The sequence below is a fragment of the Mycobacterium sp. UM_11 genome (assembly GCF_001414075.1).
Taxonomy (GTDB): Bacteria; Actinomycetota; Actinomycetes; order Mycobacteriales; family Mycobacteriaceae; genus Mycobacterium.
The window spans coordinates 33495-54503 of sequence record NZ_LATC01000011.1; the positions used below are offsets into that span (position 1 = coordinate 33495).

Consider the following 21009-nt stretch of genomic DNA (forward strand, 5'->3'; position numbering starts at 1 on the left):
TCGGTGCGGGCCGGCGGCCCCGGTCAGCCGTGCGGCGCCTCGGAAATCTTGGTGTCCGGCTTGCCCAACGTCTGGCAGTACGTCAAGGCCGACAGCCGGGTGGCCGAGATCTCGGCGTTGGCCGGGTCGGTGCCGTTCTTGTCCTTCAGCATCTTGCTGACCTCGTCGTTCTGCTTCTTCTCGTCCTGCGTCGTGAAGTCCTTGCACTTGGTGTCGCCGCCGGTGTTGATGACCTGTGAGGCCGAACACGCGCTGGACAGCAGCACAGCCATCGCGAACGCCGCGGCCGCGATTTGCTTCATGGTTTGCCTCCCTGGAGTCGAGTAGTGGTATCAGTACACCAAATCGACCGATTTGAAACCCCCGCACGAGATTTGCCCGCCGGTTCCCGCGTTTGCGCCGCGTGCAAACCGCACGCGATGGGGAATAACTGCCTCGTCCGCATCGTCGTTTAGGGTTTGTCGCGCCAAGCCAGACGGGGAGGAAACGTCCAGTGTCCCTAGCCAACGGGTCAACTCCGCGGCCGTCGGTGGCGACACTGGGCAAGGCTGGCACCCAAGATTCCGACCGCGGCGTGTTCGCGGCCGTGTTGGTGCTGCTGTTATCCGTCGGGTGGGTCGCCAACCACTTCGTCGCATTGATGCCCTTGCTCAGCGTTCGGCAACGCCTCAGCCCGGCCACGCTTGATGCGATCTTCGGCGTCTACGCGGTGGGATTGGTGCCGGGTCTGCTCGTCGGCGGGCGCGCGTCGGACGCGTTCGGGCGGCGGCCGGTGGCGCTGGCGGGTGCGGCGACCGCCGTGGCCGGCACGGTGGCGATGCTGTGCTCTCAGCAGTACGACGTCTTGCTCGTCGGACGCCTGGTCGTCGGGTTCGGCGTCGGCCTGGCCATGAGTTCCTGCACCGCCTGGGCCTCCGATCTGAAGGGTCCGGCCGGGGCCGCCATGGCCGGGGCGGTGTTGATGGGTGGTTTTGCGATCGGCCCGTTCGCCGGGGGGTTGATCGTCAAGGCCGGCCCGGCCGGCATCCTCTTGTCGTTCGTGATCGCGGCCGTGATCGGCGTGGCCGCGATGGCCTTCGCAGTTCTTGCCGCTCGGGGCGCGCGCACCACCGCGCCGCCAACCACGCAGGTGCAGCAGCCGTCGACGAACCCGGGGCAGGGCGCCGCGCGGGCGTTGAGTTGGGCGATGCCGCTGGCGCCATGGGTGTTCGCGTCGGCGACCCTTGGTTTCGTCGCGATTCCCGGCCGCGTCCACACGGGGTTGGCCGCCCCGATGGCGATCGGCACCGCCACGTTGCTCGTCAACGGGGTCAGCGGGCTTATCCAAGTGCTCGCCCGCGCGCGCCGCTGGGGGCCGCGGGCCGGCACCGTCGGCGCCCTGCTGGCCGCCCTGGGCTACGCGGTCACGGCGCTGGCCCCGCCGACCATGTCGCTGCCGTTGGGCCTTTTGCTGTTCCTGGTGCTCGGGTGCGCGTCCGGCCTCTGTCTGCGTGAGGGCTTGATCGACCTGGAGTCCGCGGCGCCGAAACACTTGCGCGGCGCGCTCGTCGGCGCGTTCTACGTGGTGACCTACATCGGTTTCGGCCTGCCGCTCATCTTGGCGACGGTCGGATCGGCGGTTTCGACGACCATTCTCGCGGTGATGGCGGCGTTGGCGTTGTTGGCCGCCGCCACTCGGGCGGTGCGCCTTCGACGCGACGCCCACCGAAAGGGCTGACGCCGCCGACCGTCGTTCTGGCCGTATGGCTTTCGATCACGTTGGCCGCGCTGTGGCGTGTTCCCGCGCGCTACATCGCTCCCCGGCGGATGCGTAAGGCGTTGAGGCTTACGCCAATTCGCGTAGGGTCTCGATCAGCTTGATCCGCTCGCCGGGCGTGGACGCGATGGGCGAGACGTTCAGGGTGGTAACCCCGGCTTCCCGGAAGGCGGCAAGGCGATCCTTGACGAACGCGCGGCTCCCGATCAGGTTCACGTCGCGCACCAGATCGTCGGGCACCACTTTGGCGGCGCCCTCCTTGTCACCCGCCAGGTAGAGCTCTTGGATCCGGTCGGCCTGCGGGCCGTAGCCGTACTTGGTGGCCAGCATGTGATAGAAATTCTTGCCCTTGGCTCCCATCCCGCCGATGTAGAGGGCCAAGTGCGGCTTGACGAATTCCCTTAGCGATTCCGCGTTTTCGCCGATCGCCAGCACCGGGCCGGCGAAGATGTCCAGCTTACCCAGGCCGGGATCCCGCTTGGCGCGGCCGGCGGCCAACGCCTCTCCCCACACCTCCTGCGCCTTCTCGGGCAGATAGAAGATCGGCTGCCACCCCTCGGCGACCTCGGCCGCCAGCTCCACATTTTTCGGTCCCAGCGCCGCGATCAGTATCGGAATGCGTTCCCGGACGGGCTGATTGATCAGCTTCAGCGGTTTGCCCAGGCCGGTGCCCTGCCCCGCCGGCAGCGGGATCGTGTAGTACCGGCCCTGGTGTTTGACCGTCTCGCGGCGCCACACCTGGCGGCAGATGTCGATGACCTCGCGGGTCCGGGCGATCGGCGCGTCGTAGGGCACGCCGTGGAAGCCCTCGATGACCTGCGGGCCAGATGCGCCCAGCCCCAGGGTGAACCGCCCGTCGGAGACGTAGTCCAGGCCGGCGGCGGTCATCGCGGTCAACGTGGGCGTTCTGGTGTAGAGCTGCAGGATGCCGGAAGCCAGTTCGACCCGATCGGTGCTGGCGGCCAGGTAGCCCAGCGCGCTCACCGCGTCGAACGAATACGCCTCGGGGACAAAGACGATGTCGAGCCCGGCGCGCTCGAGGTCGGCCACTTCGGCGGCCACGTCCTTGAATCCGCCCGCATAGTTGATGCCCAAACCGATTCGCATCTTCCCCCCTACGCGGTGGTGGACTCGTCGGCCAGCTCGAGCGCCTCGCGCTGGATCCGGTCGAACTGCGCGCCCATCGCCTCCGAAAGCGCTTTGGCGCCCGACAGCGGCCGCACCATCACCATGAAGTCGTCGATGAGCCCGTCGTCGTCGAAGTGCAGGAAGTCGCAACCGGTGATCTTGACGCCGGGCGCCCCGGTGATCCCGGTCTCGAACACGAAAGCGTGGTTGCGCCCGCCGTCGTCGTGGATCTCACGGATATAGCGGAAGTCCTCGAAGATTCGCAACACGCCGCGCAGGATCGCCGCGGTTATCGGCTTGCCCACGTAGGGCTTGAAGGCCACCGGGCTGGTGAACACGACATCGTCGGCCAGCAGCGCCGCCATGCCCCGCTCGTCACGTTCTTCGACCGCCTTGCGGAAGGGATGCATCCGCCCACCTCACATTTCGTTGGGAAGTGCCGTTGACGCTATGCGGTGCGACTCGACATGTCCATAGTGCGATTAATCACTTTGTTGAATAATCGCGCCGTTGTAGCATTTTTGGATGTCGCTGCGTGACGCGGTACTGGCCGCCCTGCTCGAGGGCGAATCGTCCGGGTACGACCTGGCCAAGGACTTCGACGCCTCGGTCGCCAATTATTGGATGGCCACCCCGCAGCAGCTGTACCGGGAACTGGACCGGCTCGCCGAGCAGGGGCTCATCCAGGCGCGGCTGGTGCACCAGGAGCGCCGGCCCAACAAGCGCCTCTTCTCCCTGACCGACGCCGGGCGCGCCGCGATCGGTGAGTTCACCGCCAAGGCGCCCAGGCCGTCGGCGATCCGCGACGAACTCATGGTGAAGGTCCAGGCCGCCGACGTCGGGGACACCCGCGCCGTGCGCGAATTCATCGACGAGCGCCTGCAATGGGCGACGGCCAAACTGCAACGCTACGAACGGTTACGGGCGCGGGTGCTCGACGGTCGTGACGAGGAGGAATTCCTGGCCGAGGCCGAGCGCATCGGTCCCTATCTGACGCTGCTGCGCGGAATCGCGTTCGAGGAAGAGAACATTCGCTGGGCCAGCCGCGCGCTGGCCGTCATGGAACACCGCCTGTCCGCGCGGGCCGACGAGTGAGCCGACGCCGACCATGGCGCTCGACCGCTATCTCCAGGCGAAGACCGGTTGCTCCAGCTCGTCGACCGGGTCCGGGCGGCCTTCGAGGCACAACCACCGCAGTTGCAACAGCACGGCGCCGGTGGGCGCGTGAATCAGGTCATTTCCCAACGGGATTTGCACCACTGGGCGCGGGCTCTCGGGGATGGTGATGAACCGCGGTGAATCGGCGCGCTGCAATTGATGCAGCCCCACCCGGTACACCGCCACCACCTCGTCGGGCGCCGGGCGGGGATCGAGGCGGCCGCCGCCCCAGATCACGACCGGGGTGATGACGTACCCGGACCGGGTCGGGTAATCGTCCAGCAGCCCAAGCACGGTCGAGGCGGGCAGGGCGATGCCGACCTCCTCACGTAATTCCCGCAGCGCCGCGTCGACGGCGGTCTCGCCCGGGTCGAGGCGACCGCCGGGCAGCGCCCACTGCGCCGCATGCGAACTGAGGCGAGACGCCCTGCGGCACAACAGGAACGCCGCGCCACCGGACACGCCGACCATCCGGCCGTCGAGGCCGTGCGCCGGCATGCCGCGGTCGCCGTTCCACTCGTCCACCGGCGCCGGATCCACCCGGTCCTCGCCCGGGGTCGAGTCCACCAGCACCACCGCCACCGCCGCGTGGCGCTTCGCGGGGTCGGTGACCTCGCGACGGCGATGGCTCGCCAGATGGCCGCCGATCCGCTCACGCAGCGCCTCGTCGTACGGGATGGTCACGAGTTTCCAGACTAGGCCGAAGCCGCCCGCGTCGCGGAACCCCGGTGTGGTTGACTGCGACCGTGCAGAGGGAACCCCTACTGGCCCGGCGCTTCTTCGACCGCTTCGAACCGGTGCACGCGGTGACGTACTTCGCGCCGGAGGCGCGGGCGGCCCTGGACGGCCTGGGTTACCGCGGATTCTGGATGGGCTATTTCGCCGCCCGCTCGGCGCCGCTGGGGATGGTGCCGCGCGAGGTCGTCACCGCCGTCTTCTACAACTTCGCCCCGGAGCGGGTGGCCAAGGCGCTGCCGGCGGCATGGCACATCGCCGGCCCGGACGCGGCGCTGCGCGCCCGGCAGGACTCGGCCGTCGCGGCGCTGCGCCGCTACGGGCTGGAGTCTGCCGAAAGCGTCCGCATCGCAGCGGAATTGGCAGGGAAGGCGGCAAGGCTGGCGCCGCTGGACGGGCGTCCGCTGTTTGCGGCGAACTCGGCGTTGCCGTGGCCCGACGATCCGCTGGCCGCGCTGTGGCACGCGACGACGCTGTTGCGCGAGCAACGCGGCGACGGTCACGTGGCGGTGCTGGCCGCCGCCGGCATCTCGGGCCGGGAATCCAACGTGCTGCACGCCGCGGCGGGCGGGGTGCCGCGCGAGTACATCGCGCGCACCCGCGATTACGACGAGGCGGCGTGGCGGCACCACGAGCAACGGCTGGCCGATCGGGGATTGCTCGATGCTGACGGGTCGCTGACGAGCGCCGGCCGGGAACTGAAAGACCACATCGAGCGGTCCACCGATGCGCTGTCCCTGTCGGCGCTCGACGCGCTCAGCGACGAGGAGGTGGAAACGCTGTTTCGTGCGCTCACACCGATCACCCGCGCCGTGGTGGCGGGCGGCGACGTTCCCGGCCTCACCCCGATGGGGTTGCGCCGCGATGAATTGCACGACGACAGTGCGCATTTGGCTTCCTGACCGCTGCGTGCCCGCGCCGGCGCGTTAGTCTGGCCGCATGAGCAACCAGCGGATACCCGGCGGAGTGGTGCACAAGCTGCCTGCGGACCTGCGCGAGTCGCTGATCGGCAATGCCACGGCGCTGGCCGCGTGGAACGACATCACGCCCTTGGCCCGTAACGAGTTCATCTGCTGGGTGGAGGACGCCAAGCAGGAGGCGACCCGGCAGCGTCGCATCCGCCGGACGCAGGAGGAGTTGGAAGAGGGCAAGCGCCGGCCTTGCTGCTGGCCGGGCTGCAAGCACCGCGAGCGCACCGGCAAATAACTGTCAGCGCCCCAGCGGCTTGTAGAACACCAGGCCGTTGCCCTTGTTGTCGTAGACCACCGCGCGGCGTTCGTGTGCGTCGTCGTACGGACCCTTGACGATGCCACCGCCGCTGGCCTCCACCGCCTTGGCCGCGGCGTCGACGTCGGCGGTCTTGATGCCGACGACGACCTGCCCTGGGATGGGATGGTCCACCGGGGTCGCGAGGGCGAGCGTGACGCGCCCGCCGTCGAGGGCGGCGAAGTGCGCTCCATCGCGGAATTTCAGCGCCATTCCCAGGGTCTCGGCGTAGAACCGGATCGACTCTTCGAGGTCATCGGTCGACAGGATGATCATCTTCACTTCGTGCTCGCTCACGGTGCCTCCTTTGGCCGGATGGCATACAGACTATGCCGCGAGGGCGGCCAGGAGTGGGCGAGCGGTCGAGAGTCAGGTCCGGCCGGCCGGAATCACCTGTCCGTCAAGGTAATCCATGGGCGGCCCGTCCCCACGCCCGGCGTCACGGTCGGCCACCGCGGTGGCCAGGGCGGTGCCGTCCTGAATTGTCCCGACGATCTCGACGTGGTCGTTGACCGTGAAATGCGAAGCGACACCGGCGGGTTCGCCCCCGCCATGGCCGATGAGCGCGGTGTTGGGAGTGACCAGGTAAGTCTGGGTGTACCCGTTGGCGCTGCGCGCGGTCACCGAGCCCGGCGACACGGCGATCACCGTGCCCTCCTGGCGCACCGTCTGCGAGGCCGCCGGCGGCTCCTGGCTGGCCTCGATGGTTCGCTTTTGGCCGTGCGGCGCGTTGAGCAGCAGTGCCGCACACGCCGCCGCACACAGCATGGACGCCGAGGTGACTTCGCACACCGCCGCGACACCCGACCCGCGGCGCGCGGTCCGGCGTACCGCCGGGCTTTGCTCCGGCGCCGCGGGCATCCGATGTTTGGCAGCCACGATCAGTCCTCCCCTGCGGTTTTGCGCCGACGAATGCCGACGCGCACCGAGTCAGGTTGTTGCTCGTGGATTTACCCCGGGGGCGAAGCTGATAAACCGCCCCAGGTCAGTTACGGCCGCCCGCGCGGGCGGCGGCGTCGTCAGCCCTTGGTGAGGGTGAACTGCGCCACGTCGGTGTAGCCCTCGCGGAACAGGTCGGCGCAACCGGTGAGGTACTTCATGTACCGGTCGTAGACCTCTTGGGACTGGATGGCGATGGCCTCGTCGCGGCGCGACTCGAGCGCGGCCGACCAGGTGTCCAGCGTGCGCGCGTAATGCAGGCGCAGCGGCTGGTAGAGCTTGAGGCTGAAGCCGGCGCGGGTCGCCTGCTCCTCGACGGTCTTGGCCGCGGGCAGGTCTCCCCCCGGGAAGATCTCGTCCATGATGAATTTCATGAACCGCAGTTTGGTCATGGTGATGGGCAGCCCGCGCTCTTCGAACTCCTCGCGGCTGGGCTGAATGATGGTGTGCAGCATCATCACACCGTCGTCGGGCAGCGCCTCGTAGGCCATCTTGAAGAAGTCGGGGTAGCGGTCGCGCCCGAAGTGCTCGAAGGCGCCGATGGACACGATGCGGTCCACCTTCTCGTCGAACTGCTCCCAGCCCTGCAGCAGCGCCCGCTTGCTGCGCCGGCTGGGGTGCTCGTCGAGGCGGCGCTGCACGTGGGCCTGCTGGTTGCGGCTCAGCGTGAGGCCGACGACGTTGACGTCGTACTGCTCGAGCGCCCGGATGATGGTGGTTCCCCAGCCGCAGCCGATGTCGAGCAGGGTCTGGCCCGGTTGCAGCCCGAGCTTGCCCAGCGAGAGGTCGACCTTGGCCAGCTGTGCCTCCTCGAGGGTCATGTCCTCGCGCTCGAAGTAGGCGCAGCTGTAGGTCCGCGTCGGGTCGAGGAACAACGCGAAGAAGTCGTCGGACAAGTCGTAGTGCGCCTGAACGTCGTCGAAATGCGGCTCTAGGCTCACGGGCTCGCTGCGGTTCTCGGGCACAAACAACCTCTGACTTTGGTGGATTTTTTCTCGCGTGCGATCGCGGTCGATCGACATGCTGACGCCCCAGTGTATCCACACGGTTGGCGAAGCCTTCCCCACGTCGCCCGGCCGGTTGACTGGCCCGCCCCGATGGGACACCATGGCCGCGAACCGTAGCGGGTGAGAAAGGCGGGGCGCCGCGATGGCCGACATCACCATGTTGATCCTCGCCGACCATGAGTGGTTCCGCGAACAGTTCGCCAAGCTGGACTACTTGCAGGCGCAGACACCGGTCGACGAGACCGCCCTGGCGCGGGTGTGGCGTCCCCTCGCCGACAAGCTGGACGTGCACGCCTACATCGAAGAGAAGATCTTCTACCCGCAGCTGCTGAAGCGGGGCACGCAGGACCCCGAGGGCGAGACGCTCGACGCGATCGGGGATCACAACGACATCCGCGACGGCGTGCGCGACGCCAACGCCGCCCTGGTCGGCAGCGAGCAGTGGTGGGCGGCGGTCGGCCGAACCCGCGAGGCCAACGACGAGCACATGGGTGAGGAGGAGCGCGAGGGGCTGTCCGACTTCCGCCGCGCCGCCCCCGCCGGCCTGCGCGAGGCGTTGGGCCGGCAGTACAGCGAGTTCATGGCCGAGCATCCCACCACCAAGGGCTTGCCCATAATCGACCGGGACCCGCAGAGCTACGTCGAGGATGTCGAGGCCACCGCGCCGCCCAAGGAGCGGTCCGAGCCGAAGGACTTTTCGCTTCGCATCGGCAGCCTGAAAGGTCAGTGATTCGGTCGACCAAGGCCCGGTGGCTACCATCGGCCCCCGGTCAGTTCCGACGTACAGCCGGTTGGGAGTGAGAAGTGTTCGGCCCGCGAGACTTCTGGGTACGCAATCGGGCGATGAACGCGCGACCGCGCCGAACGAAATGGGCCCGCAACGAGATCCGGGTCGCCGACCCGGCCATGCGCCAAACCATCATGGGCACCGCGATCGGCAACTTCATGGAGTGGTACGACTTCGGTGTCTACGGCTACATCGCCACGACCATCGCCCAGGTGTTCTATCCGGGTAAGAGCGTCAGCGGCGTCCATCTGATCGCGACCTTCGGCACGCTGGCGGCCGCGTTCATGGTGCGCCCGCTCGGCGGCTTCATCTTCGGCCCGCTCGGCGACCGCATCGGACGGCACCGCGTCCTCGTCGTCACCATCCTGATGATGACGGTGAGCACCACCGTGACGGGCCTGCTGCCCGGCTACAGTGCCATCGGAATCTGGGCGCCCATCCTCCTCGCCATCGCCCGCATCTTTCAGGGCCTGTCGACCGGCGGAGAGTTTGTCGGGGCGATGACCTACCTGGTCGAGCAGGCCCCGGACCACAAGCGCGGCATGATGGTGGGCTTCCTGCCGATGGGCAATCTGGTCGGATTCGTGCTCGCCGGGGGAATGGTCACCGCGCTGCAAAGCTGGCTGCCCGACGACGACTGGCTGGCCTACGGCTGGCGGATTCCGCTGCTGCTCGGCGCGCCCTTCGGCCTGTTCGCGCTCTTCCTGCGGCTGCGACTCAAGGAGTCGTCCGCCTACCAGAACGCGGCCGAGAGCGCGGGGCCGCCGGCCGGCGGGCGGCAGCAATTTCGGCGCACGGTGCTGGACCAGTGGCGGGGCCTGCTCATCTGCGCGGCTCTGGTGTTGACCTCCCAGGTCGCGGACTTCATGCTGACCGGTTACCTGCCGACGTACCTCAAGCTGTTCGTGCGCGTCGGCCACACCGCCGGACTCGTGATGATCGTGGTGACGCTCGCGATCCTGATGGTCACCGTGGTGCTCGTCGCCGCGCTGTCCGACCGCATCGGCGTCAAACCGATCATGTGGACCGGATGCGCACTGTTGATCGTGGGTTCCATCCCCGCCTTCCTGCTCATGCGCTTCGGCGGCATCTACCCGGTGATCTTCCTCGGGGTGCTGCTGATCGGACTGATGGAGCTCTGCTTCGACAGCACCGCACCCGCGATGCTGCCGGCCCTGTTTCCCACCAGCGTGCGCTACGGCGCGCTGGCCATCTCCTACAACATCGCGATATCGGCGGTGGGCGGCACCACGCCGCTGATCGCCCAGGCGTTGGTGTCGGGCACCGGCAACGTCATGGCGCCCGCCTACATGATGATCTTCGGTGGCCTGGTGGGGGCGGTCACGTTGGTGTTCACGCCCGAGGTCGCCGGTAGGCCGCTGCCGGGGTCCGGGCCCGCGGTGGAAACCGAACAGGAGGCGCGCGCGCTGGCCGACGACGTGAGCTAGCGACGTTTATTTTCCGCGATCCTGCCTAATCTCTTTAGGCATGCGGAGCGCTTTTCACCACCAGTTGGGAACGCTCACCCAACAGCTCGGGGCGATGTGCGCGATGGCCGGGGAGGCCATCGCGCTGGCCACCGAGGCGCTGCTGAAAGCCGACCTGGTGCTGGCGGAACGCGTCATCGCCGGCCAGGCGGACATCGTCGCCGTCGACCACGACGTCGAGGAGACCGCGTTCGCGCTGCTGGCATTACAGGCGCCGGTGGCCACGGATCTGCGCGCGGTGGTGAGCGCGATCCACATCGCCGCCGACGCGCAGCGGATGGGCGGGCTGGCGGTGCACGTCGCCGAAATCGCCCGCATGCGTCATCCGCGCAACGCGCTGCCCGGCGACGTGCGCCGGCACATCGCCGAGATGGGCGACGTGGCCGAGCACCTGGCCTTCGGCGCCCGCGAGGTGCTGCTGGCCCAGGATCCGGGCGGCGCAGCGCAAATCCGCCGCGACGACGACGCGATGGACGAACTGCATCACCAATTGCTTGCGGTGCTGATGGATCCCGGCTGGCCGCACGGCGTGGCCGCCGCGGTGGACGTCACGCTGTTGGGGCGCTTCTACGAGCGATTCGCCGATCACGCCGTGCAGATCGCCCGGCGGGTCATCTTCCAGGCCACCGGGCAGTAGGCGAAAGCGCCTGCAACCAAACGGCTTCCGTGTGAGGAGCCGCGGCGTGGGTATATAAGCGAGGTGAAGCCGCCTTGCCGCCGCCCCCTCTTCAACGCCCACGTCCTGCCCGGGCCGGCGCGCTGATGGCCAAGCCCAAGGCGGTCCCCGAGGACTTGCGCCGGTTGGCCGCGGCACACGGCGTCGCCACCTCCTACCGAAACGAACGACGCGAACCCGTCGAGGTCGACGCCGACGTCGTGATCCGCGTGCTCGGCCTGCTGGACGTCGACGCCGGCAGCGAGGCCGGCCGGCGCCAAGAGTTGGCGAAGCTGGCGGCGCGTGAGCGCGCCGGCGCCCTGGCGCCCACCATGGCCGTACGCGTGGGCGGACGACCCCGCCGGCTGCCCGGGGCCGCGGTGTTGATGGGCGAGGACGGCGACCGGATCGAAGTGCGCGACGAGCTGCCCGCGGACCTGCCCGCGGGCTGGTATCGGCTTCAGCTGCGCGACGGCCAGGAGGCCACCCTGGTGGCCGCCCCGCCGCGGGTGCCCCCTACGCCGGCGACCTGGGGGTGGATGCTGCAGCTCTATGCGTTGCGCTCGGGCCGGTCCTGGGGCATTGGCGACCTGGGCGACCTGCGCGAGTTCCTGAGCTGGACCGCCAGCGAACACGGCGCGGGTGCCCTGCTGCTCAACCCGCTGCACGCGCCGGGGCCGACGCATCCCGTACAGCCGTCGCCCTACACCCCATCCAGCCGGCGGTTCGCAAATCCGCTGGCCCTGCGCATCGAGGATCTCGATGCCTATTCCCGCGCCGACCCGGCCACCCGCGCGGAGGTCGATGCGCTACGGGTCTCGGCGACCACCGAGCGCATCGACTACGACCTGGTGTGGGCGGCCAAGCGGTCGGCCCTGGAGCTGCTGTGGCGCGCCGAGGGCCGACCCAGCCCGTTGGACGGCCCGGGCGCCGAGACGGGGTTGCGCGACTGGGCCACCTATTGCGCCCTGGCCGAGCGGCACGGCGGCCGGTGGACCCGGTGGCCGGCGCCGCTGCGCGACGTCGCCGGGCCGGCGGTCACGGCGGCCCGGCGCGACCTGGCGCCCAGGGTCGCCTTCCATGCCTGGGTGCAGCATCGCTGCGACGAACAGCTGACGGCGGTGCGCGGCGCCGCCCGGGCGGCGGGCATGGCGCTCGGCGTGCTGCACGACCTGCCGGTGGGCGTGGACGCGAACGGCGCCGACGCGTGGGCGCTGGCCGACATGCTCGCCACCGGGGTCAGCATCGGGGCGCCGCCGGACAACTTCACCCCGCGCGGCCAGGATTGGGGACTGCCGCCGTGGCGGCCGGACCGCCTCGCCGCCACCGGCTACGCCGCGCTGCGCGACATGCTGCGCGCCGTGCTGGCCCACGCCGACGGCCTGCGGATCGACCACGTCGCCGGGCTGTGGCGGCTGTGGTGGATTCCGCCGGGCGACGGCCCGGACCGCGGCACCTACGTGCACTACGACGCCGAGGTCATGCTCGCCGTTCTGGCGCTGGAAGCGCACCGGGCCGGGGCCACCGTGGTGGGCGAGGATCTGGGCACGGTCGAACCGGAGGTGACCCAGGCCCTGGCCGACAACGAGATGCTGGGGTGCGCGGTGTCCTGGTTCACCCGCGACGAATCCCAGGCGGGCGAACCGCTGCTCGCGCCGCGGCGATGGCCGTCGCGGGCGGCCGCCAGCCTGTCCACCCACGACCTGCCGACGGCGGCCGGCTTCCTGCGCGGCGAGCACGTGCGCGCCCGCGCCGACCTCGGCCTGCTCGAAGACGTGCCGGGCGAGCAGTCGGTGGCCGACAAGGAACGGGCCGAATGGGTGGAGCTGCTGCGGTCCGAAGGACTGCTCACGAGCCCGGACGCGGACGAGGCGGCGATCATCACCGCGATGCACCGGTTCCTGGCCGCCACCCCGAGCCGGCTGAAGCTGATCTCGCCGTACGACGTGCTGGCCGAGCCCCGCCAGCCCAACCTGCCGGGCACGGTCGACGAGTACCCGAACTGGCGGCTGCCGCTGCCGGAAACGCTCGAGGAGCTGCGCGCCGACCCGAGGGTCGCCGAGATCACCGCGGTCTTCCGCGAGTCGTCCACGGCTGATTAGCGAGGGCGCACTTCGGCTACTAGGAGATGGGTGCCTGCCGCGTCGCCGGCGCAGCGAAAGGAATGGGGTTGACCATGGAACCGATATCGCCCACGGATGCGCTGTTCCTCATCGGCGAATCCCGCGAACACCCGATGCATGTGGGATCGCTGCAACTCTTCGAGCCGCCGAAGGACGCCGGGCCCCACTTCGTCCGCGAGTCCTATCAGGCCATGCTCGAGTGCACCGACGTACAACCGACGTTCCGCAAGCACCCGGCCTTCTTCGGCGGCCTCACCAACCTCGCGTGGTCGCTCGACAAAGACGTCGAGCTCGATTACCACCTGCGCCGCTCAGCCCTGCCCGAGCCCGGCCGGGTCCGCGACCTGTTGGAGCTGGTTTCCCGGCTGCACGGCAGCCTGCTCGACCGGCACCGGCCGATGTGGGAGGCACACCTGGTGGAGGGCCTACAGGATGGCCGGTACGCCGTCTACACGAAGTACCACCACTCACTGATGGACGGCGTGTCCGCGATGCGGCTGGTGCAACGCGCCTTCACGCCCGACCCCGACGACGACGAGGTGCGCGTCCCGTGGAGCCTCGGGCCGCGCAACCGCGGCGGGGACCACAAGCGTCCGTCACTGCTGGATCGGGTGGGCCGCACCGCGGGGTCGGCGCTCGCGCTGGCGCCGTCCACGCTGAAACTGACGCGGGCGGCGCTGCTCGAACAGCAACTGACGCTGCCGTTCCAGGCCCCGCGGAGCATGTTCAACGTCCGCATCGGCGGTGCCCGCCGGGTGGCGGCGCAGTCCTGGTCGCTGGACCGGATCAAAGCGGTGAAGTCGGCGGCCGGAGTGACGGTCAACGACGTCGTGCTCGCCATGTGCTCCGGGGCCCTGCGGGCCTACCTCCTCGAGCAGGGCGCCCTGCCCGACTCCCCGCTGACCGCGATGGTGCCGGTCAATCTCCGCAAGACCGACGACGACCGCGGCGGCAACCTGGTCGGCACCTTCCTGTGCAACCTGGCGACCGACCTGGACGACCCGGCGAAGCGGCTCGAGATCGTCAGCACGTCGATCCGCGACACCAAAGAGGTCTTCCAGCAACTCCCGCCGGTGCAGCAGCTGGCCCTGTCGGCGTTCAACATCGGCGGCCTGTTCTTCGGGCTGATCCCCGGCTACCTGTCCGCGGCGTCACCGCCGTTCAACATCGTCATCTCCAACGTCTCGGCCGGTCCCTCCGAGCCGCTGTACTGGCGTGGCGCGCGGTTGGACGGCAACTACCCGTTGTCCATCCCGCTGGACGGTCAGGCGGTCAACATCACGGTGACCAACAACGCCGACAACCTCGACTTCGGCCTGGTCGGCTGCCGCCGCAGCGTCCCGCACCTGCAGCGGCTGCTGGGCCACCTCGAGACCTCACTCAAGGACCTGGAACGCGCCGTCGGCGTGTGAGCGGCGGCTAGGGCCTGGTGGTGTAGTCCAGGCACACCGTCGTGCCGTTGGGGCGAGCCGTGATGGTGCAGTGGTCGGCGAGCGCGTGCATCAACATGATGCCGCGGGACCGCCGCGGATCGCTGAGCCGCCGCGGCGACGGGGGGTGCCACGATCCACGGTCGCTGACGCACACGCTGACCGATTGGGTGGCGGCGTCGTGGCTCGCCTGCAATTTCATGGTGCCGGCCGCGCCGTGAGCGCGGTACGCGTGCTCGACGCAGTTGGCCAACGCCTCGTTGACGCCCAGAATGATGTCGTCGCGAATCTCCGCCGGAGCCAGGGTCGCCTCCTGAAGCCACCGGCGCAGGGCGCGGCGCAATTGCGCCGCGGTGACCGCGTCGGCGGCGCCGGTGCAGGTCAATCGCGCGGGAGTGACAACGATGGGTGGAGGGAGTGAGGCCATGCTCAGGGCATACCCAATTGCGCTGGGGCTGCTAACCCGTTCGGCGTCTCGCTTTGGCCACAGGCGGGTAAAGGTTCTTCAATCAGGCTGCATAACAACGAGATACGAAGGATCGGCATGGAATTCCGCGCATTCATCGAGCCACAGCAGGGCGCCGGTTACGCCGAACAGGTCGCCGTTGCCCAGACCGCCGAGCAGCTGGGTTTTGCGGCGTTCTTCCGGTCCGACCACTACCTGGCGATGAGCGGCGACGGCCTGCCGGGCCCCACCGATTCCTGGGTGACGCTCGGGGCGATCGCCCGGGAGACGTCGAGCATCCGGCTGGGCACCCTGGTGACCTCGGCAACATTTCGGCACCCCGGCCCGCTGGCGATCGCGGTGGCCCAGGTCGACGAGATGAGTGGCGGCCGCGTCGAATTCGGCCTGGGCAGCGGCTGGTTCGAACAAGAGCACCTGGCGTACGGCATTCCCTTTCCGCCGCTGCGTGAGCGGTTCGATCGGCTCACCGAACAGCTGGCCATCGTCACCGGGCTGTGGACGACGCAGCCGGGTGACACCTTCGATTACGCCGGCAAGCACTACACCATCACCGGTTCACCGGCGCTGCCCAAGCCGGTGCAGACCCCGCATCCACCGATCGTCATCGGCGGCCTCGGCGCCAAGCGAACCCCGCACTTGGCGGCGAGTTACGCGGCCGAATTCAACATTCCGTTCGCGCCGATCGACGTGGCCGAGAAGCAGTATCAGCGCGTGGCACAAGCGGTCGCCGCGGCCGGCCGATCCGACGACTCGATGACGTACTCCAGCGCGTTCGTGCTCTGCGCCGGGCGCGACGACACCGAAGTGGCCCGCCGCGCCGCGGCGATCGGGCGCGACCTCGACGAGCTGCGTTCGAACAGCCCGCTGGTCGGCACGCCCGCCGAGATCGTCGACAAGCTGGGCGCCTGGCGGGAAATCGGCGTGCGGCGCGTGTACACCCAGCTGCTGGACCTGACCGATCTCGCGCACCTGGAGTTGCTCGCGAGCAAGGTTATGCCGCAACTGCTTTGACGCGCTACTCCACGGACTGCGCTTCGGCGCGTTCTTCCTCGAGCCGGTCCTTGCTGCGCAGCAGCCGCAGCAGCGTCACGAACAGCAGCCCACCGATCATGTTGCCCAACACGGTGTAGCCGAACCACCCCAGCCAGGTCAGGTAACCGAACGGCGCATCCCCGGTGACCAGCGCGCCGAAGATCAGCAACGAGTCCAGGATCGAGTGGAACAACCGCAGCCCCGCGAGCAGGAAGGCCGCGGCGACGGCCGCCGCGATCTTGGCGGGCACCGAATCGGTGCCGTGCTGCATCCGGGTCATCAGCGTGATGACCATGCCGCCGAGGATCGCCAGCGCCATGCTCTGCCCGGACAGTGGGGCGGTGGCGAAGTGGGCGCCGGATTCGATGGTCTGCGCGTGCAGTTCCGGGAAGCCGGTCATGATCAGCCACATGATGACCCAACCGCCGACCAGGTTGGCGAACATGGTGCCGCCCCACAGCTTGGCCAGCTGCCAGAAATTCGCCCGCTTGGCGGCCACGGTCACCACCGGGATGATGAAGCCCTCGGTGAACAGTTCGCTGCGGCCCAGCAGCAGGGCCAGGAAGCCGATGGAAAACGCCAGCCCGGCCAGCAGCGGCCGGTGGGTGGCGGCCAGCACCGACAGATAGGCGAGCACGCCGATCCCCACCTCGGTGCCGCCGAAGAAGCCGGTGACCAGGACGCCGCGCCAGGTGCGGTGCAGCCGCTGAGTGCCCTCGCTCAGCATCCTGCTGAAGGCGTCCTCGAGCTCGTCCTCGATCGGGCTGTCGGTTTGGCCGAGCTCGCGTTGGGTCGTGTCGCTCATGGTGGATGGCCTGATACCCGTTATTCGCCGGGTCGACCATCCGGTGTGAGGGATCTGACAAGCAGGTGACCCGGCCGTCACTTCCGCGGCCGAAGCACCGGCGTCACCAGCTCGCCGGTTTGCAGGTAATGCTCCAGGTTGCGGATGGCCAGCAACGCCATTGCCCGGCGCGTGCGCGCGGTGGCGCTGCCGATGTGCGGGAACAACACGACGTTGTCCAGGTCCAGCAGCTCGGCCGGGACGTGTGGTTCGTCGGCGAAGACGTCCAGCCCCGCTCCGGCCAGGCCCCCGCCGACCAGCAACTCCACCAAAGCCTCCTGGTCGACCACGCTGCCGCGCGCGATGTTGACGAGGTAACCCTCTGGACCCAACGCCTCGAGGACGCCGCGGTCCACCAGGTGGCGAGTGTGCGGGTCACCCGTGGTGGCCACGACGAGAATGTCGACCGACTCGGCCAGTTCCAGCGGCGATGCGGCGTAGCGAAACGGTGAGCCGTCGATGCGATGGCGGTTGTGATAGGCGATCGCACAGTCGAATCCGAGGAGCCTGGTTGCGATCGCCGATCCGATGCGGCCCAGACCCAAGATCCCGACCTGCAGTCCGCTGACGTCGCGGGCGTAGGGGAAGGGGCCGTCGCGGACCCATTTGCCCGCCCGCACGTAGCGGTCGGCGGCGCCAAACCGGCGCAGGGTCATCAGGATCAGGCCCAGGGCGGTGTCGGCGACGGTGTCCGAAAGCACGTCAGGCGTGTTGCTGACGCCGATGCCGCGGCGCTGCGCCGCCGGCAGGTCGATCAAATCCACCCCGGCGCCGTTGTTGACGATCACCTCCAGGTTCGGCAACGCCGCGATGGTTTCGGCGTCGACGCCGGGCGGCCCCGAAGTCACCACGACACGAAACTCGGCCCCGCGCTCGGCCAGAAAGTCGGCCCGCCCGGGACCGTCGGGCAGCTTCGGAATCTCGTAGCGTGCGGCCAGCTCGGCGTCGAATGTCCGCTCGAACTTGCCGACCCGCACGGCGCTGCTGATCTTTTTCGTCGTCACCCGTCCATCATCAAGCGTCGGGGAAATATTTCAGCGGCGGGCGCCGTTATGACCCGCGACGGTGTCGGGCATTCCCCCGGGTACCACCTTGAGAACCGTCGCCGCGAGCGACCACTTGCCGAGAGGCGCGAAGACGGCACCGTCCCAAACCTTTTCCCGTCTGGCCGGGAAGCAATCCCGCGGCGGCTCGGTTGCACCGCGAATGCGCATTGGAGTTGTGTTCCCGCAGACCGAACTCGGCGGCGACCCCGCGGTGGTCCGCGCGTATGGCGAGGGCGTCGAAGGACTCGGATTCACCCACATCCTCGCCTACGACCACGTCGTGGGCGCCGATCCGAAAGTCCATCACGGCTGGGACGGCCCGTACGACATCGACTCGACGTTCCATGAGCCGTTCGTCATGTTCGGCTACCTGGCCGCGATCACCTCACTCGAACTTGTCACCGGGGTCATCATCCTGCCGCAGCGGCAGACGGCGTTGGTGGCCAAGCAGGCCGCCGAGGTCGACCTGCTGACCGGCGGCCGGTTCCGGCTCGGCGTCGGATTGGGCTGGAACGCAGTCGAATACGAGGCGCTCGGGGAGAGGTTCACCAATCGGGGGAAACGTTCCGAGGAGCAGATCGAGCTGATGCGCCGGTTGTGGACCGAACGATCGGTCACCTTCGACGGGAAGCACCACACGGTGACCGCGGCCGGGCTGGCGCCACTGCCCAACCAACGGCCCATTCCCGTCTGGATCGGCGCGGCCTCGGACCGCGGCCTGGAACGGGCGGGACGGCTCGCGGACGGGTGGTTCCCGATGACGGCTCCGGGGCCCGGCCTGGAGCACGCGCGCGAACGGGTGGAACGCGCGGCCGTGGCCGCCGGCCGGGACGCGGCCGGCCTCGGGATGGAAGGCCGGGTCAACTGGTCCGGTGATCGCGACAGGGTCGCCGCCCACATCGCGGGCTGGCGCGCCGCCGGTGCCACCCACGTGTCGGTCAACACCATGAACGCCGGGCTCGCGACCGTCAACGAGCACCTGGCGGTGCTGGAACTCCTCGCCGCCGACGCGAGATAGGGATCAGCGGGGTGGCCAACCGCTCGCTCACCAGGCATACTTAGGGCGCCCTAACTACTGCCGGAGGCGTGATGCGCACCGTCCATCTCGAAACGGTCCTGCCCACTACGGCCGACCGGGTGTGGGCGGCCATGCTCTCCCCCGTCACGTTCCTCTACGTCTGCAAAGGCCTGTTCGGCATCCCGGCGCTGAGCGGCCGCGCGGAGCCGCTGCGGTTGGGCGAGCGCGGCACGGCTCTGCTGTTCGCCTTTCATCTGCTACCTGCGTACCGGCACACGATCGAGATCGTGCGCATCGACGAGGCCGAGGGAACTGTTCGCACCCACGAGCACGGCGGAATTCTCCGGGCGTGGAATCACACGCTGCACGTTGAACCGATCGACGGGCAGTCGTGCCGGTACAGCGATACGGTCGAAATCGACGCGGGGCCCGCGACCACCGTCGTGGCGTGCGTCGCGACCGGCATTTTCCGGTATCGCCAACGGCGGTGGCACAAGCTCGTTCGCCGGCACCTGTTGCCTCAAGGCACCGCCTACGCATCTTGAGCCGGGCGACGTGGGTTAGCCCGCGTCCGCCTCCACCAGGCTGAGGTGGGCCGCGCGGCGGCCGACCCTCGCCGACTTGTCCACGCACCCATAGGGTTCCATCGGTCGGTGGTGGACCGTGACCTCGCCGCCCGTAGCGCAGTGCAGGCGCTGCCAGTCGCTGATCGCTTGGTGCGCGGCGTGGTCGAGGTAGTTGGCCACCAGGTGGACGGTGACGCGGGTGCGTTCGGGGATCGTCGCGAGCACGCCCGTCAGCCGGGGCAGGGCCAGAAACGTGCAGGCGCCTTCGATCACCACATGCCATTCGTCCCCCACGGGCGCGGCTTCCACCTTCGCCCGCACCACCCGCCATCCGGTGACGACGACCGCCACGGCCAGTCCGATCATGACGCCGTGGAGCAGGTTGAGGAAGACAACGCTGACGATGGTCACCAGGTAAACGGCGAGATCGCCGTTGCGCAGCGCGGTTTCGATGTGCGCGGGTTTCAGCAATTCGATGCCGATGACGATGAGCAAGCCGGCGAGGGCAGCGGTGGGAATTTGTTCGACCAGCCCGGCGAAGGGCACGGCAAACGCCAGGATCCAGAACCCGTGCATGATCGTCGACGCGCGAGTTTTGGCGCCCGCGTTCACATTAGCCGCGCTGCGCACGATGACGCCGGCAATGGGAAGGCCGCCGACCGCGCCCGACGCCATGTTCGCCGCGCCTTGGCCGATCAGCTCGCGGTTGAAGTCGGTGCGCGGCCCATTGTGCATGCGGTCGATCGCGACCGCAGTCAGCAGGCTCTGGACGCTGGTGATCAGCGTCACGGTGATCACCGCGATCACGATGGCACCCCAATTGCCGTGCGGAAGTTCCGGCAGCTGTAGCGCATCCAGCACCGAGCCCTCCAGCCGGATCCGGGACACGTTGAACGGCAACGCGACCGAGAGCACCGTCACGACGACGATGGCGACCAGTGGACCGGGGATTTTGGCCAGCCGGGCCGGCGCCCAGCGCCAAGCGATCAGGATGGCGATGACCAGTAGCCCCAGCGCGAGGCCCGGCCGGTGGGCGCCGGCGATCTGGGCGGGCAGCCCGACGACGTTCGTCCACGCCAAGCTCTGGGATTCACCACCGAGCAATACGTGCGCCTGCTGCAGGGCGATCGTGATTCCGATCCCGGCCAGCATGGCGTGCACCACCACCGGCGAGATCGCCAGGGCGGCCCGCGCGATCCGGCTGATGCCCAACACGACTTGGAGCGCTCCGGCTATCACGGTGATCAAACATGTTATTCCCCAGCCGAATTGGGCGACAAGGTCGGCGACAACCACCGTTAGGCCGGCAGCCGGTCCGCTGACCTGCAACGGCGACCCGCCGAGACACCCGGCGACGATGCCCCCGACGATCGCCGCGATCAAGCCGGACAGTACCGGGGCATCCGAGGCGATCGCGATCCCCAGCGACAAGGGAAGCGCCACCAGGAAAACCACCACCGAGGCCGGCAAGTCGTACGAGATGGCCGCGCGCAAGCCGCCGATTCGAGTCGGATCAACCTTTTCGGCGTGTTGCATCGACCCCTCCTGCATCAGGCATGACGGCGC

The 21009-nt window shown here is 68.9% G+C and carries 23 protein-coding genes; 12 read left to right on the top strand and 11 right to left on the bottom strand.

The window, feature by feature from the left end:
• Nucleotides 1–23: 23 nt before the first annotated feature.
• On the bottom strand, nt 24–302 hold the full coding sequence (locus tag WU80_RS04805; protein WP_055399627.1) for a hypothetical protein: 279 nt from the start codon (nt 300–302) through the stop codon (nt 24–26).
• A 227-nt stretch (nt 303–529) separates the two neighbouring features.
• Between WU80_RS04805 and WU80_RS04810 the strand changes: the two genes are divergently transcribed.
• Nucleotides 530–1717, top strand: coding sequence for an MFS transporter (locus WU80_RS04810; protein ID WP_369808493.1), 1188 nt, complete (start codon nt 530–532; stop codon nt 1715–1717).
• 108 nt (nt 1718–1825) lie between these two features.
• Here WU80_RS04810 and WU80_RS04815 read toward each other — a convergent pair whose 3' ends face one another.
• Nucleotides 1826–2863: an LLM class F420-dependent oxidoreductase gene (locus WU80_RS04815; protein ID WP_055399623.1), complete on the bottom strand. Its 1038-nt coding sequence runs from the start codon at nt 2861–2863 to the stop codon at nt 1826–1828.
• 8 nt (nt 2864–2871) lie between these two features.
• Complete coding sequence (locus WU80_RS04820; RefSeq protein WP_055399621.1) at nt 2872–3294, bottom strand: nuclear transport factor 2 family protein; 423 nt, start codon at nt 3292–3294, stop codon at nt 2872–2874.
• A gap of 115 nt (nt 3295–3409) precedes the next feature.
• Between WU80_RS04820 and WU80_RS04825 the strand changes: the two genes are divergently transcribed.
• A complete protein-coding gene (locus tag WU80_RS04825; protein ID WP_055399619.1) occupies nt 3410–3979 on the top strand; it encodes a PadR family transcriptional regulator in 570 nt (189 codons plus the stop codon).
• A 27-nt stretch (nt 3980–4006) separates the two neighbouring features.
• Here WU80_RS04825 and WU80_RS04830 read toward each other — a convergent pair whose 3' ends face one another.
• Nucleotides 4007–4726, bottom strand: a complete 720-nt coding sequence (locus WU80_RS04830) for a CoA pyrophosphatase (RefSeq protein WP_055399617.1) — start codon at nt 4724–4726, stop codon at nt 4007–4009.
• A 62-nt stretch (nt 4727–4788) separates the two neighbouring features.
• Between WU80_RS04830 and WU80_RS04835 the strand changes: the two genes are divergently transcribed.
• Together WU80_RS04835 and WU80_RS04840 are read left to right on the top strand one after the other, a co-directional pair.
• Entirely contained in the window at nt 4789–5679 is an 891-nt protein-coding gene (locus WU80_RS04835; RefSeq protein ID WP_055399615.1) for a hypothetical protein, read from the top strand.
• Nucleotides 5680–5716: 37 nt separating this feature from the next.
• Entirely contained in the window at nt 5717–5983 is a 267-nt protein-coding gene (locus WU80_RS04840; protein ID WP_055399613.1) for a YdeI/OmpD-associated family protein, read from the top strand.
• A gap of 3 nt (nt 5984–5986) precedes the next feature.
• Here WU80_RS04840 and WU80_RS04845 read toward each other — a convergent pair whose 3' ends face one another.
• From WU80_RS04845 to WU80_RS04855, 3 genes are all read right to left on the bottom strand, one after another.
• The gene (locus WU80_RS04845) at nt 5987–6340 is read right to left on the bottom strand and encodes a VOC family protein (protein ID WP_055399611.1); all 354 of its coding nucleotides are present in this window, start codon (nt 6338–6340) and stop codon (nt 5987–5989) included.
• A gap of 72 nt (nt 6341–6412) precedes the next feature.
• On the bottom strand, nt 6413–6922 hold the full coding sequence (locus WU80_RS04850) for a hypothetical protein (RefSeq protein WP_055399609.1): 510 nt from the start codon (nt 6920–6922) through the stop codon (nt 6413–6415).
• A 140-nt stretch (nt 6923–7062) separates the two neighbouring features.
• Complete coding sequence (locus WU80_RS04855) at nt 7063–7947, bottom strand: cyclopropane mycolic acid synthase family methyltransferase (RefSeq protein ID WP_055399674.1); 885 nt, start codon at nt 7945–7947, stop codon at nt 7063–7065.
• A gap of 184 nt (nt 7948–8131) precedes the next feature.
• On the opposite strand from WU80_RS04855, the gene WU80_RS04860 reads away from it, so the two are divergent.
• From WU80_RS04860 to WU80_RS04880, 5 genes are all read left to right on the top strand, one after another.
• Entirely contained in the window at nt 8132–8719 is a 588-nt protein-coding gene (locus tag WU80_RS04860) for a hemerythrin domain-containing protein (RefSeq protein ID WP_055399607.1), read from the top strand.
• 176 nt (nt 8720–8895) lie between these two features.
• A complete protein-coding gene (locus WU80_RS04865; RefSeq protein ID WP_055399673.1) occupies nt 8896–10224 on the top strand; it encodes an MFS transporter in 1329 nt (442 codons plus the stop codon).
• A gap of 40 nt (nt 10225–10264) precedes the next feature.
• Entirely contained in the window at nt 10265–10900 is a 636-nt protein-coding gene (gene phoU / locus WU80_RS04870; RefSeq protein ID WP_055399605.1) for a phosphate signaling complex protein PhoU, read from the top strand.
• 125 nt (nt 10901–11025) lie between these two features.
• On the top strand, nt 11026–13020 hold the full coding sequence (locus WU80_RS04875; protein ID WP_055399603.1) for a 4-alpha-glucanotransferase: 1995 nt from the start codon (nt 11026–11028) through the stop codon (nt 13018–13020).
• 74 nt (nt 13021–13094) lie between these two features.
• Nucleotides 13095–14453: a wax ester/triacylglycerol synthase family O-acyltransferase gene (locus tag WU80_RS04880; RefSeq protein WP_055399601.1), complete on the top strand. Its 1359-nt coding sequence runs from the start codon at nt 13095–13097 to the stop codon at nt 14451–14453.
• Between the two features lie 7 nt (nt 14454–14460).
• Here WU80_RS04880 and WU80_RS04885 read toward each other — a convergent pair whose 3' ends face one another.
• A complete protein-coding gene (locus WU80_RS04885) occupies nt 14461–14898 on the bottom strand; it encodes an ATP-binding protein (RefSeq protein WP_055399599.1) in 438 nt (145 codons plus the stop codon).
• Nucleotides 14899–15015: 117 nt separating this feature from the next.
• Between WU80_RS04885 and WU80_RS04890 the strand changes: the two genes are divergently transcribed.
• Complete coding sequence (locus WU80_RS04890) at nt 15016–15948, top strand: LLM class F420-dependent oxidoreductase (protein WP_055399597.1); 933 nt, start codon at nt 15016–15018, stop codon at nt 15946–15948.
• A gap of 4 nt (nt 15949–15952) precedes the next feature.
• On the opposite strand, the gene WU80_RS04895 is transcribed toward WU80_RS04890, so the two are convergent.
• Nucleotides 15953–16774: a formate/nitrite transporter family protein gene (locus WU80_RS04895; RefSeq protein WP_055399595.1), complete on the bottom strand. Its 822-nt coding sequence runs from the start codon at nt 16772–16774 to the stop codon at nt 15953–15955.
• Nucleotides 16775–16851: 77 nt separating this feature from the next.
• The gene (locus WU80_RS04900; protein ID WP_055399594.1) at nt 16852–17817 is read right to left on the bottom strand and encodes a 2-hydroxyacid dehydrogenase; all 966 of its coding nucleotides are present in this window, start codon (nt 17815–17817) and stop codon (nt 16852–16854) included.
• A 202-nt stretch (nt 17818–18019) separates the two neighbouring features.
• Here WU80_RS04900 and WU80_RS04905 point away from each other — a divergent pair, with 202 nt between their 5' ends.
• Both WU80_RS04905 and WU80_RS04910 read left to right on the top strand, forming a co-directional pair.
• The gene (locus WU80_RS04905; RefSeq protein WP_055399593.1) at nt 18020–18877 is read left to right on the top strand and encodes an LLM class F420-dependent oxidoreductase; all 858 of its coding nucleotides are present in this window, start codon (nt 18020–18022) and stop codon (nt 18875–18877) included.
• A gap of 71 nt (nt 18878–18948) precedes the next feature.
• Nucleotides 18949–19422 carry a hypothetical protein gene (locus WU80_RS04910; RefSeq protein WP_055399592.1) on the top strand — a complete coding sequence of 158 codons (474 nt, stop codon included), beginning with the start codon at nt 18949–18951 and terminating at the stop codon, nt 19420–19422.
• A gap of 15 nt (nt 19423–19437) precedes the next feature.
• Here the strand turns inward: WU80_RS04910 and WU80_RS04915 are convergent, their stop codons facing one another.
• Nucleotides 19438–20994, bottom strand: coding sequence for a SulP family inorganic anion transporter (locus WU80_RS04915; protein ID WP_082459708.1), 1557 nt, complete (start codon nt 20992–20994; stop codon nt 19438–19440).
• Between the last annotated feature and the right edge of the window lie 15 nt (nt 20995–21009).